The 11,329-nt window shown below is 65.4% G+C and carries 10 protein-coding genes and 1 tRNA gene; 8 read left to right on the top strand and 3 right to left on the bottom strand.

The window, feature by feature from the left end:
* The first annotated feature begins 181 nt into the window (after positions 1-181).
* Positions 182-258, top strand: a tRNA-Asp gene (locus tag AB5Y93_RS06635).
* A 276-nt stretch (positions 259-534) separates the two neighbouring features.
* Here AB5Y93_RS06635 and AB5Y93_RS06630 read toward each other — a convergent pair.
* Positions 535-867 carry a cupin domain-containing protein gene (locus tag AB5Y93_RS06630; protein ID WP_010675945.1) on the bottom strand — a complete coding sequence of 111 codons (333 nt, stop codon included), beginning with the start codon at positions 865-867 and terminating at the stop codon, positions 535-537.
* Between the two features lie 206 nt (positions 868-1,073).
* Between AB5Y93_RS06630 and AB5Y93_RS06625 the strand changes: the two genes are divergently transcribed.
* The 4 genes from AB5Y93_RS06625 to dhaM all read left to right on the top strand — a co-directional run bounded on the left by AB5Y93_RS06625 (position 1,074) and on the right by dhaM (position 5,088).
* On the top strand, positions 1,074-2,432 hold the full coding sequence (locus AB5Y93_RS06625) for an NCS2 family permease (RefSeq protein ID WP_010675944.1): 1,359 nt from the start codon (positions 1,074-1,076) through the stop codon (positions 2,430-2,432).
* Positions 2,433-2,660: 228 nt separating this feature from the next.
* The gene (dhaK, locus tag AB5Y93_RS06620) at positions 2,661-3,731 is read left to right on the top strand and encodes a dihydroxyacetone kinase subunit DhaK (protein WP_368229036.1); all 1,071 of its coding nucleotides are present in this window, start codon (positions 2,661-2,663) and stop codon (positions 3,729-3,731) included.
* A 9-nt stretch (positions 3,732-3,740) separates the two neighbouring features.
* The gene (dhaL, locus tag AB5Y93_RS06615; RefSeq protein WP_005306235.1) at positions 3,741-4,370 is read left to right on the top strand and encodes a dihydroxyacetone kinase subunit DhaL; all 630 of its coding nucleotides are present in this window, start codon (positions 3,741-3,743) and stop codon (positions 4,368-4,370) included.
* A gap of 1 nt (position 4,371) precedes the next feature.
* Entirely contained in the window at positions 4,372-5,088 is a 717-nt protein-coding gene (gene dhaM / locus AB5Y93_RS06610) for a dihydroxyacetone kinase phosphoryl donor subunit DhaM (protein ID WP_368229035.1), read from the top strand.
* 60 nt (positions 5,089-5,148) lie between these two features.
* Here the strand turns inward: dhaM and dhaR are convergent, their stop codons facing one another.
* Together dhaR and AB5Y93_RS06600 are read right to left on the bottom strand one after the other, a co-directional pair.
* Positions 5,149-7,050, bottom strand: a complete 1,902-nt coding sequence (dhaR, locus tag AB5Y93_RS06605; RefSeq protein ID WP_368229039.1) for a dihydroxyacetone kinase operon transcriptional regulator DhaR — start codon at positions 7,048-7,050, stop codon at positions 5,149-5,151.
* A gap of 72 nt (positions 7,051-7,122) precedes the next feature.
* The gene (locus tag AB5Y93_RS06600) at positions 7,123-8,016 is read right to left on the bottom strand and encodes a LysR family transcriptional regulator (RefSeq protein ID WP_368229034.1); all 894 of its coding nucleotides are present in this window, start codon (positions 8,014-8,016) and stop codon (positions 7,123-7,125) included.
* 116 nt (positions 8,017-8,132) lie between these two features.
* Between AB5Y93_RS06600 and AB5Y93_RS06595 the strand changes: the two genes are divergently transcribed.
* The 3 genes from AB5Y93_RS06595 to AB5Y93_RS06585 all read left to right on the top strand — a co-directional run bounded on the left by AB5Y93_RS06595 (position 8,133) and on the right by AB5Y93_RS06585 (position 11,323).
* Positions 8,133-9,185, top strand: coding sequence for an agmatine/peptidylarginine deiminase (locus tag AB5Y93_RS06595; protein WP_368229032.1), 1,053 nt, complete (start codon positions 8,133-8,135; stop codon positions 9,183-9,185).
* A gap of 132 nt (positions 9,186-9,317) precedes the next feature.
* Entirely contained in the window at positions 9,318-10,217 is a 900-nt protein-coding gene (aguB, locus tag AB5Y93_RS06590) for an N-carbamoylputrescine amidase (RefSeq protein WP_368229031.1), read from the top strand.
* Complete coding sequence (locus AB5Y93_RS06585; RefSeq protein WP_368229030.1) at positions 10,214-11,323, top strand: extracellular solute-binding protein; 1,110 nt, start codon at positions 10,214-10,216, stop codon at positions 11,321-11,323. Before aguB ends, AB5Y93_RS06585 begins: the two co-directional genes overlap by 4 nt.
* Positions 11,324-11,329 lie beyond the last annotated feature (6 nt).

Here is an 11,329-nt window from a genome sequence, read left to right as displayed (position 1 = left end):
CTGACCCCATGCCGAACTCAGAAGTGAAACGCTGTAGCGCCGATGGTAGTGTGGCATTCGCCATGCGAGAGTAGGACACTGCCAGGCACCCAATTAAACGGTGATGTGAAAGACATGACCGGCTGCGAGGATGACACCTCAGAATAAGCGGCAAAAAATTTAGCGAAAGCTAACCGAATGCGGAGCGGTAGTTCAGTCGGTTAGAATACCGGCCTGTCACGCCGGGGGTCGCGGGTTCGAGTCCCGTCCGCTCCGCCACTAAATTGAAAGGCCTTCCCTGACGGGAAGGCCTTTTTGCTTTCTGGCGTCTGGACAAGATCTCAGGAAACAAGAGGCAACCACCAGGGCTGCGACTTGCCACTGACAACTCGATCCTGCTCTGTTGTCCCTTGTGCTTGAGCCGGACTTTGTCCGTCTCTGCGTCCGTTATGCCACTAACAAGAAGCCCAGTCGACAGACTGGGCTTTTTCGTCTCCACGGTCTCCTCTTCGATCTTCACAGCAGAAACCATGGTCTTCTGGAGTCGTAAGCTTGTTAGTAATAGACGCAGAGCCAGACGGTTGTCTCGGTCGGATGGGTCCACTCCACCCTGTGCTGAAGGTGCGCCGGGATGTTGATGTAATCCCCCGGCCCCAGATGGACGCGTTCCTGTACCCCGGTATCCGGTGTGATGAAGACCAGGATGGCCTCTCCCTGCACCAGCAATACCCATTCGTGTTCATCCTGATCGAACCACTCTCCGGTAGGGGTCTGCTGCCCCTGGGAGAGAATGCGCTCGATACGAACATTGTTGGTACTGACCAGATCCGCGAACACTTCACTGGGCAGGGGGGAGGGGATCTGGCCAAGCAGGTTGCCTGTGTGCATGGGCTTCTCTCCGGTAGATGGGAACGTGGCTAGCTAAGAGTGTAGAAGCTTGGGATGGGCCGCTCTCATGGAAAATGAGGGCTCCAACGAGCCCTTTTATGAAAAACTTCGGGGAAATGGAGGCTTATCCGCTGCAATCTCGCCAAATTCTTGCTATTTTGCGCGCCAGCAAGCAAACGATTTCCTTCACACTTTCAGGATGAACTATGGCAACGCAACAAACGACGGCCCGCGCCGGCAATGGCGGGTTTCTGGACTCCTATTTCTCCATCAGCCAGCGTGGCAGCACGGTGCGACAGGAGCTGCTGGCCGGGTTGACCACCTTCCTGGCGATGGTCTACAGCATCATCGTCGTGCCGAACATGCTGGGCGCAGCGGGTTTTGAGCAGGGCCCGGTGTTTGTGGCGACCTGCCTGATCGCCGCCTTCGGTTCCCTGCTGATGGGGCTCTGGGCCAAGCTGCCGATGGCCATCGGTTGTGCCATCTCTCTCACCGCCTTTACCGCCTTCAGCCTGGTGCTGGGGCAGGGGCTGAGCATTCCGGTCGCGCTGGGTGCCATCTTCCTGATGGGGGTGCTGTTCACCCTGATCAGCGTCACCGGCGTGCGCCAGTGGATCCTGGACAACCTTCCCTCCGGCATCGCCCACGGTACCGGCATCGGTATCGGCCTGTTCCTGCTGCTGATCGCCACCAACGGGGTCGGCATGGTGATCAAGAATGAAGGGGCTGGCCTGCCGGTGCAGCTCGGCGAGATCACCGCCTTCCCGGTCATCATGACGGTGCTGGGTCTGGCTGCCATCTTCGGCCTGGAGCGCCGCAAGGTGCCGGGCGGCATCCTGATGGTGATCATCGCCATCTCCATCCTCGGCCTCATCTTCGATCCGAAAGTGACCTGGCAGGGCTTCTTCGCCATGCCGAGCCTGAGTGGCGAGAATGGCTCCCTGGTGGGCAGCATGGATCTGCTGGGCGCCCTCAATCCGGTGGTGATTCCGACCGTGTTGGCGCTGGTGATGACCGCCGTGTTTGACGCCACCGGCACCATCCGTGCCGTGGCCGGTCAGGCTGGCCTCATCAACGAGCGTGGTCACATCATCAGCGGTGGCAAGGCCCTGACTGCGGACTCCGTCAGCAGCATGGTGGCGGGCGTGGTAGGTGGTGCTCCGGCAGCCGTCTACATCGAATCTGCCGCAGGGACAGCTGCCGGCGGCAAGACAGGTCTGACCGCCACCCTGGTCGGCGTGCTCTTCCTGCTGATGATCTTCCTCTCCCCGCTGAGCTATCTGGTACCGGCATACGCCACCGCACCGGCCCTGATGTATGTGGGCCTGCTGATGCTGGGCAACGTCACCAAGCTGGACTTCAACGACTCGGTCGATGCCCTCTCCGGCATGCTGTGCGCCGTCTTCATCGTGCTCACCTGCAACATCGTCACCGGCATCATGCTGGGCTTCGTGGCCCTGGTGGTCGGCCGCCTGTTTGCCGCCGAGTGGAAGAAGCTCAACATCGGCACCGTCATCATCGCCGTGGCCCTGGTGATCTTCTACGCCGGTGGCTGGGCCATCTAATCCTCACGCTATCGAGAAGGGCCCTGCGGGGCCCTTTTTCATGGCTGTGAGGCGGCTAACACTTTCCCGGATCTTCCCCATTCGCTCGTTTCAGATTGAAACGTCAGGCTTTGTTTGCTGTTTCAGATCCGAACCGAAACCCCTGTCATTTTTATCCCCCTATGGCTCGCTAGACTGGCTCCATCAACCATCTGTCCACCCGTGTGGTGGCAAGCCAAGGAGTGAGCCATGAAGAAGCTGATCAACGCTGTCGATGCCGTGGTCCGTGAACAACTGATGGGGATGGCCGCTGCCCACCCCGAGCTCAAGGTGCGAATCGAACCCCACTACATCACCCGCGCCGATTCCCCCGTGACGGGCAAGGTGGCGCTGGTCTCCGGTGGCGGCAGCGGCCACGAGCCCATGCACGGTGGCCTGGTGGGCAAAGGAATGCTGGATGGTGCCTGCCCCGGCGAGATCTTCACGTCCCCGACCCCGGATCAGATGTACGAGTGCGGTCAGGCCGTCGACGGCGGCGCTGGCGTGCTGTTTCTGGTGAAGAACTACACCGGCGACGTGCTCAACTTCGAGACCGCGGTCGAGCTGCTGCACGGTGACGGGGTCAAGGTGGGCTTCGCCCTCATCGATGACGACGTGGCGGTGAAGGACAGCCTCTACACCGCTGGCCGCCGCGGGGTTGCCACGACAGTGCTGTGCGAGAAGCTGGTCGGTGCCGCCGCAGAGGCGGGCTACGATCTGGCGCGCTGCGAGGCGCTGGCCCGTCGCATCAACAACCAGAGCCGCACCATAGGCGTGGCCATGCATGCCTGCACCGTCCCTGCTGCCGGCAAGCCCTCCTTCACCCTGGCGGACAACGAGGTGGAGTTCGGCGTTGGCATCCACGGCGAGCCGGGCATCGAGCGCCGTCCCTTCACCGACCTCAACGCCCTGGTGGACGACATGTTCAAGGAGCTGACCGACAACAGCCCTTATGGCCGCACTCTGCGCCACTGGGACAGAGGCACCGGCAGCTGGCAGGAAGAGCACACCTTTATCGAGCCGCTCAATGGGGGTGACCGGGTCATCGTCCTGGTCAACAGCCTCGGCGGCACCCCCATCTCCGAGCTCTACGGCGTCTATGGCCACCTCGCGGCCCTGTGTGAAGAGGCGGGCATCCACCTGGTGCGCAACCTCATCGGCCCCTACTGTACCTCTCTCGACATGACCGGCATCTCCATCACCCTGCTCAAGGTGGATGACGAGCTGATGACCCTGTGGGATGCCCCCGTTCACACCCCGGCCCTGCGGCGCGGCTGCTGAGGAATATTCATGTTAAGCAAGCATCAGATCGTCAACTGGCTGCTCGACTGCGAGCACATCTTCACCGAGCAGCGTGACTACCTCACGGCGCTGGATACCGACATCGGCGACGGCGACCACGGCCTCAACATGCAGCGCGGCTTTGCCAAGGTGGCGGAGAAGCTGCCGGCAGTGGCGGACAAGGACATCGGCCAGGTGCTCAAAACCACCGGTATGACGTTGCTCTCCTCGGTCGGCGGCGCCAGCGGACCCCTCTACGGCACCTTCTTCATCCGGGCCGCGGCCAGCAGCGATGCCTGCCAGAGCCTGACCCTCGGCCAGCTCGGCAAGATGCTGAGCGACGGGGTGGAGGGGATCGTCTCCCGTGGCCGTGCCGAGCCGGGTGACAAGACCATGTGCGATGCCTGGTGGCCCGCTTTGGCCGCCCTGCAGCAGGCGGAACAACAGGGCTTGCCGCTCCCCGAGGCGCTGGACAAGGCGGTGGCTGCCGCCGCAGCCGGCACCGAGGCCACCATCCAGATGCAGGCTCGCAAGGGGCGCGCCAGCTATCTTGGTGAGCGCAGCATCGGCCATCAGGATGCGGGGGCCACCTCGACCCTGCTGCTGCTGACCGCCCTGCGTGACAGAGCGAGGTTGTGACATGATCGGCATCGTAGTGGTCTCTCACAGCGCCATGCTTGCGGCCGGTTTGAAAGCCCTGGCCGATCAGCTCGGCAGCCCGGCGAAACTGTTGCTGGCGGCCGGGGTCGATGACCCCGCCCATCCCATCGGTACTGACGCCATCGCCGTGATGAGTGCGATGGAAGAGGCGGATGACGGCAGCGGGGTACTGGTGCTGATGGACTTGGGCAGCGCCCTGCTGAGCGCCGAGACCGCCCTCGAGCTGCTGCCCCCCGAGCTGAGCGCCCGGGTGCGGCTCAGCCCCGCCCCGCTGGTCGAGGGCACTCTGGCCGCCGTGGTGGCCGCTGGCGCAGGCCTGACGCTGGACGAGGTAGCCGCCGAGGCGCTTGGCGCCCTGGGCCCGAAACAGGGAATGCTGCCTGCCAGTGCGGCGCAGGCCACCACGGAGGCAGCCCCCGTTGCCGACGACGGCTGGTTGCGCTGCGAGGTGGTGGTCGATAACCCCCACGGCCTGCATGTGCGCCCCGCCGCCCGGCTGGTCGCGGCACTCAAGCCCTTTGCCGCTGAACTCAGGCTGCAAAAGGGGGAGAAAGAGGCGAATCCCCGCAGCCTGAGCCGGCTCGCCATGCTCGATGTGCGCCAGGGGGACAGGCTCATCCTGCTGGCGCGAGGGGAGGATGCCGAGGCGGCGCTGAGCTGCTTCCAGCAACTGGCGCAGGATCGCTTCGGCGACTGAAACATTCCCCCATCCGGGCCCCGTCACGACGGGGCCCGCTTTTTTTGAGGGGCGTTCTGGTCAGTGGTGGTAGTCGGCGGGATCGATGTCGAGCAGTTTGAGCCGCCGCCAGAGGGTGGTGCGGCTGATCCCGAGCTGGCGCGCCATCTGGCTGACCTGGCCCTTGCTGGCACGGGCGGCCCGCAGGATCGCCTGATGCTCCAGCTCCGCCAGGGTGAGCAGCGGCTGTCCCACCACCTCGTCCGCCAGCAGGCAATGGCCCTGGCGGATGGCGGCCGGGAGCGCCCGGGGCGGGATCTGTGTCTCACTGCAATGAAGCTGGGCGTACTCGATGGCGCTGCGTAGCTCCCCCAGGTTGCCGGGCCAGGGGTAGGCCAGCAGGCAGTCGAGGGCGTCAGGGGTGAACTGGCGCCCCGGCTCGCCCCCCTGCACCGCCAGGTGCTGGCGGATGAGTCCGGGCAGATCGGCGCTGCGTTCCCGCAGGCTCGGCAGCCAGAGTTCGCACCCTTGCAGCGCATAGAGCAGCTGGCGGCCGAATCCCCCCTCCTGCACCCGCTGCTCCAGCGGGGCGCTGCTGGTCGCGATGATCCTTACCCTGAGGGGCAGGATGCGGGCGGAGTCGAAGCGCTGGATGCGCCCCGTCTTGAGCAGTTGCAGCAGGGCGGCCTGCATGGGGGCGGGCAGGCACTCTACCTGCTCCAGCACCAGGGTGCCACCGTGAGCCAGCTCGAACTTGCCTGCCCGCTCCTGCCCCGCCTCGTCGGACCCCATTAGTTCCAGCGCCATCCGCTCCCTCGGCCATGCCTGGCAGTTGAAGATGACCAGGGGGCCGACGGCTCGCTCGCTGCCAAAGTGGATGGCCTCCGCCAGTTGGGCCTTGCCCACCTCCTCTTCCCCTCGCAGCAGGACGGGGCCCTGTCCCCTGGCCGCCTGGCGGGCGTGGCGAAGCAGTTTGCGCATGGCGCTCGACTCCCCCACCAGGGCGGAGAGCTCGGGCACCGTCTGGCGCAGTTGATGAATGGCGCGCAGCCGATCGGTGGGATGGAGCAGGACGATGAAGCTGACCCCGTCCGGCCCCGGCAGGGGCTTGAGGCTCACCAGGGCGTCGATGAAGGCCTCGCCCCGGGTCTCCCGCCGCTCCAGCGTCACCTCCACATGGCTCAGGGGGGTCATCTCCGCGATGGCCAGACGCAGGCGCTGGGGCATCAGCAGATGGTGATCGAGGGGCTGGCCCAGGCAGACAGCCGGGTCGAGTTGCAGCCGACTGGCCGCCAGGGCGTTGAGGTAGCGCAGCCGCCCCTGGGGATCCCAGGCCAGCACGCCGTCTTCCATGCCATCCAGCAGGGCATAGAGCTCGCTCAAGTGGTGCTGGGACTCCTGCATCAGGCGCTCCATCTGCAGTAGATTGGCCAGCTCGCGGCCGGCGCTGACGGTGAGCGCGAGATCCCCCGGTGCGGCCTCTTCCACCCGGCAGATCAGGGCCACGATCGCCACCTGGCGACCGGTGCTGTTGTAGACAGGGCTGGCACAGCTGTGCCAGGGGTGGAGACGCTGGTTGAAGTGCTGGGGGCCGCTGACGCAGAGCGGCACCCCCTCCAGGGCCGCCAGGTTGACGGCATTGGTGCCGATGCGTCCCTCGCTGAAAAACGCGCCTGGGCCAAAACCGAGTGCCGCCAGCGCCTGCAGGGTATCGGGGTGGCCGGTCCGGGCCAGCAGGCAACCGCTCTCGTCGGTGAGCAGCAGGGCGCAGGGGCGCCCCTCCATGAACTCGTAGAGATCCTCCAGCGCCATCTCGCCGGTGGTGAGCAGGTCCCGTTTGCGCTGGCGCAGGCTCTCCAGGGTCTGCCCTCTGGCGCAGTGGGGAGGATGCCAGAGGGACGCGCTGGTCTGGTGGGCACAGCGCAGCCAGGAGGCCTGCAGGTGCTCGGGCCAGGACGAGAGGGGCTGGGGGACGGATGGCATGGTCACGGCGATATCCGGCAAAAGGGAAGGGGCCATTTAATCACCCTTGCCGCCCCGATTCAGTGACCGCTCTCAGAGTGTCGCGTCCTGGTCCCGGGTGACGGCTTCTGCGGCAAACTGCTGCTGGAGCCAGTGGCTCACCGCCCGGCACTGGGGGCTGCCTTCGCTCTCCTGATGGATCAGCATGTTCCAGTTCGGCCCGGCCACCCGGTGGGACGAGAGGGGCAGCAGCCACCCCTGTCGGCGTGCGTCGCGAGAGAGCAGCTCGCTCGCCAGCGCCACCCCGAGCCCGGCGCTGGCCGCATCCTGCAACAAGCCGGGATCGGAGAAGTTGAGCCCCTGGGTCTGCAGGTGCAGATTGTCGCCGCCCTTGAGGGTCCAGTGGTGCCAGTCCATCTCCCGCTCCCCGTGCAGGGTGGTGCGCTCCTGCGCGGGCTGTGCCAGCACGGCCGGGCTCGCCACCGGCAGCAGCCGATCCGCCAGCAGCGGCTGATGGCGGCATTCCGCCTGGGGAGCCAGCCCCCAGCGCAGCGAAATGTCGATGGTCTGCTCGGCCATGTTCGGCGTGTCGTCGCTGGTGAACAGCCAGAGATCGATGCCCGGATGCTGGCGGTGAAGGTCGGCCAGCCGGGGCAGCAGCCAGAGGCGGGCGATGGCGGTACTGGTGTTGAGCACCAGCTGGTTCGGCTTGCGGTACTGCTCGAGGCGCTGTATTCCCACCGCCAGTTGCAGCAGCACCTGCTGGGTCGTCTCCAGCAGATCCTGGCCCGCGTCGGTCAGGGCGACGGAACGTCCCTGGCGGTGAAACAGAGGCTGGCCAAGCAGCTCCTCCAGCGAGCGGATCTGCTGACTGATGGCAGACTGGGTGAGGTGCAGCTCCTGGGCCGCCTGATGAAAGCTGCCGAGCCTGGCCGCCGCCTCGAAGCCGCGCAGCACGTTGAGAGGGGGCCAGTGTTTGAACATCATTGATTAGCTCCGCTTATCACTTTTATCGAAAATCGATCGTTTGTTACCCATCAACGGGGAGAATAGTCTATTCCCATCGTCAATAACCTTAATATTACCTAATCAGAGAGGCTGAGATGCGCGAGCAGGGAATGAGGGCTGCGGGCTGGTTCATGCCAGCGGAGTGGTGCCGGCACGCGGCGACCTGGATGGTCTGGCCGCACAACAAGGCGCTGTGGGAAAACGGCTGGGGCGTAACCCTGCCCCAGGTCCAGCAGGACTTCGCCCGGGTGGTCAATGCCATCGCCCGCTTCGAACCGGTGAACCTGGTGGTGGATCCCGCCGCACAGGCGGAGGCTCGCGCCCTGTGCGGCGACGGGGTGCGCTTCATTCCCCTGCCGGTGGATGACAGCTGGTGCCGTGACTCCGGCCCCACCTTCATCTGCCATCCCGAACTTGGCACCGCCGGGATCAGCTGGCGTTTCAACGCCTGGGGCGGCAAGTCGGCCCACGGTCTGGACGAGGGGCTGGCGCGGCGCGTTCTCAACAGCCTGGAGCTGGAGTGCATCGGCAGTTTCCTCGCCAACGAAGGGGGCGCCATCCATGTGGATGGGGAGGGCACCCTGATCACCACGGAGTCGGTGCTGCTCAACAGCAACCGCAACCCCGGCATGACCAAAGTGGAGATCGAACGGATCTTCAGCCGCCTGCTCGGCATCGAGAAGACTATCTGGCTGCCGGGGGATCCCGACCACGTCACCGGCGACATGACGGACGGTCATGTGGACGGGGTCTGCGCCTTCAGCCGCCCCGGCCACCTGCTGGTGGACGCCACCCTGGACGGGCACTCCACCTATGGCCGCGTGGTGCGGGAGAACCGCCGAGCCCTGGCCCTGACCACCGATGCGAGAGGTCGCTCCTTCGAGTGCCTCGAGCTGTTCGAGGCGAGCGAGGCGGTGGACGCCGAGGCGGAAGTGTTCTGCGCCTCCTACACCAACTTCTACATCGCCAACGGCGCCATCATCATGCCCGCCTACGGCGTAGGCGCGGACGAGGCGGCGGGGGAGGTGCTGAGGCGCGCCTTCCCGAACAGGCAGCTGGTGCCGGTGCGCATCAACCAGTTGGCCCACGGCGGGGGCGGCATTCACTGCATCACCCAGCAGCAGCCGGCCTGGCCGGTGCAGGGGTAAGCGTTTGGAGCGGCCTCGTCAGGCGTCTGCGAGGCCTCATGACGGGATCAGGGAGGAGAGATTCATGAACAAGGTCGTCGCAACAATGCAGTTTGCCTGTCAGGGGGAACGCGTGTCAGGGAGGGTATCCGGATGAGCAAGATCGTCGTCGCCACCACACAATTCGCTTGCAGCTGGGAGCTGGAGCGCAATCTGGACACAGCGGAGAGCCTGGTACGGGACGCCGCCGCCAGGGGGGCCAACCTGGTGCTGTTGCAGGAGCTCTTCGCCACCCCCTATTTCTGCATCGAGCAATACCACGGCCATCTGGCGCTGGCGGAGTCGTTCGAACAGAGCCGGGTGTTGCGCCGCTTCTCGGCCCTGGCGCGGGAACTGGGGGTGGTGCTGCCCATCAGCTGGTTCGAACGTGCCGGTAATGCCTGCTTCAACTCCCTGGCGGTGGCGGATGCGGATGGTCGCCTGCTCGGGGTCTATCGCAAGACCCATATCCCGAACGCCATCGGCTATCAGGAGAAGGAGTATTTCAGCCCGGGGGATACGGGGTTTCGCGTCTGGGACACGGCCGCCGGCCGCATCGGGGTCGGCATCTGCTGGGATCAGTGGTTCCCGGAGGCGGCCCGCGCCATGGCGCTGCAGGGGGCCGAGCTGCTGCTCTATCCCACCGCCATCGGCTCGGAGCCGGGGGCAGAGGGGCTCGATTCGCGGGATCACTGGCAGCTGACCCAGCGCGGCCATGCCGCCGCCAACATCATGCCGGTGATCGCCGCCAACCGCATCGGACGCGAGGTGGCGACCCGGGATCCCGAGTTGCAGATGCGCTTCTATGGCTCCTCCTTCATCACGGATCACAAGGGGGCTCTGCTGGCCGAGGCGGACAGGGATACCCCGGGCGTGCTGGTGCAGGAGCTGGATCTCGCCGCCATGGCCGAGGAGCGGCTGACCTGGGGCATCTATCGGGATCGCCGCCCCGAGATGTATGGCGCCTTGCTGAGCCTGGATGGGCAGGGCCAGCGGGGAGGGAGTCCATCATGAGCCCACTCACCAAGATAGCCACGGCACTGGCCCTGCTGCTGGGTCTGGGGGCCCAGGCCGCAGAAGGGACGGGGGAGGCGACAGAGGAGAAGGTGCTGCGCCTCTACAACTGGTCCGATTATTTCGCCCCCGATACCCTGAGCGAGTTCACCCGGGAGACCGGGATCCGTGTCATCTACGACGTGATGGACAGCAGCGAGACCCTGGAGGCCAAGCTGATGGCGGGTCGCAGCGGGTATGACCTCATCTTCCCGGGGGACACGGTGGCGGAGCGGCTGATGCGGGCGGGCAGCCTGCAGCCCCTCGACAAGGGCAAGCTGCAACACCTGGGGGACATAGACCCCGGCCTGGCGCGGTTGCAGCAGGCCTACCCCCATGCGAAGGAGGCGGTGGTGCCCTACACCTGGGGCACCATAGGGCTCACCTACAACGCGGACGCCATCCGGCAGAGGATGCCGGATGCCCCGGTCAGCAGCCTGGACATGCTGTTCAAGCCCGAGCTGGCGGCGAAATTTGCAGATTGCGGCATCTCGGTCATCGACTCCCCGGACGAGGTGCTGGCGGTGGTGCTGCACTATCTTGGGCGGGATCCCCGCAGCGGCAAGGCGGACGATCTGGAGGCGGCCCTGGCCCTGCTCAAGGGGATCAAGCCCTATATCCGCAAGTTCCAGTCCCAGCCGGTGACTCAGCTGGTGAACGGGGATCTCTGCCTCTCCCTGGGCTACAGCGGCGACATGACCCAGGCCAGGCGCGCCGCCGCGGAGGCGGGCAAGCGGGTCGACTTCGAATACCGATTGCCGAAGGAGGGGAGCGCCATCTGGATGGACACCATGGCGATCCCGGCGGATGCCCCCCATCCTGACTATGCCTATGCCTTTATCAACTTCGTGATGCGCCCGGCCAACATGGCAGCCATCACCAACAGCACCGGTTATCCGACTGCCAGTGCCAAGGCCAGACCCATGGTGGATGCCACCATGACGGCCAACCCGGATATCTACCTGGACGAGGCCAGCTACCAGCGGCTCATTCCGGGTCAGGATATAGCACAATCCCAGATGCGTGCCCGCATGCGAGCCTGGACTCGCTTCAAGAGCAGCCTCTGAACCCAG

The organism is Aeromonas sp. R10-1, from assembly GCF_040908465.1.
GTDB lineage: Bacteria > Pseudomonadota > Gammaproteobacteria > Enterobacterales > Aeromonadaceae > Aeromonas > Aeromonas caviae.
Note: the sequence above shows the minus strand (reverse complement) of the source record. Positions and strands in the feature narration are given on the sequence as shown.

Coding starts and splice junctions, on each gene's coding strand:
- AB5Y93_RS06630 (WP_010675945.1), bottom strand. CDS start 867: ATGCACACAGGCAACCTGCTTGGCCAGATCCCCTCCCCCCTGCCCAGT.
- AB5Y93_RS06625 (WP_010675944.1), top strand. CDS start 1,074: ATGGCAACGCAACAAACGACGGCCCGCGCCGGCAATGGCGGGTTTCTG.
- dhaK (WP_368229036.1), top strand. CDS start 2,661: ATGAAGAAGCTGATCAACGCTGTCGATGCCGTGGTCCGTGAACAACTG.
- dhaL (WP_005306235.1), top strand. CDS start 3,741: ATGTTAAGCAAGCATCAGATCGTCAACTGGCTGCTCGACTGCGAGCAC.
- dhaM (WP_368229035.1), top strand. CDS start 4,372: ATGATCGGCATCGTAGTGGTCTCTCACAGCGCCATGCTTGCGGCCGGT.
- dhaR (WP_368229039.1), bottom strand. CDS start 7,050: ATGCCATCCGTCCCCCAGCCCCTCTCGTCCTGGCCCGAGCACCTGCAG.
- AB5Y93_RS06600 (WP_368229034.1), bottom strand. CDS start 8,016: ATGATGTTCAAACACTGGCCCCCTCTCAACGTGCTGCGCGGCTTCGAG.
- AB5Y93_RS06595 (WP_368229032.1), top strand. CDS start 8,133: ATGCGCGAGCAGGGAATGAGGGCTGCGGGCTGGTTCATGCCAGCGGAG.
- aguB (WP_368229031.1), top strand. CDS start 9,318: ATGAGCAAGATCGTCGTCGCCACCACACAATTCGCTTGCAGCTGGGAG.
- AB5Y93_RS06585 (WP_368229030.1), top strand. CDS start 10,214: ATGAGCCCACTCACCAAGATAGCCACGGCACTGGCCCTGCTGCTGGGT.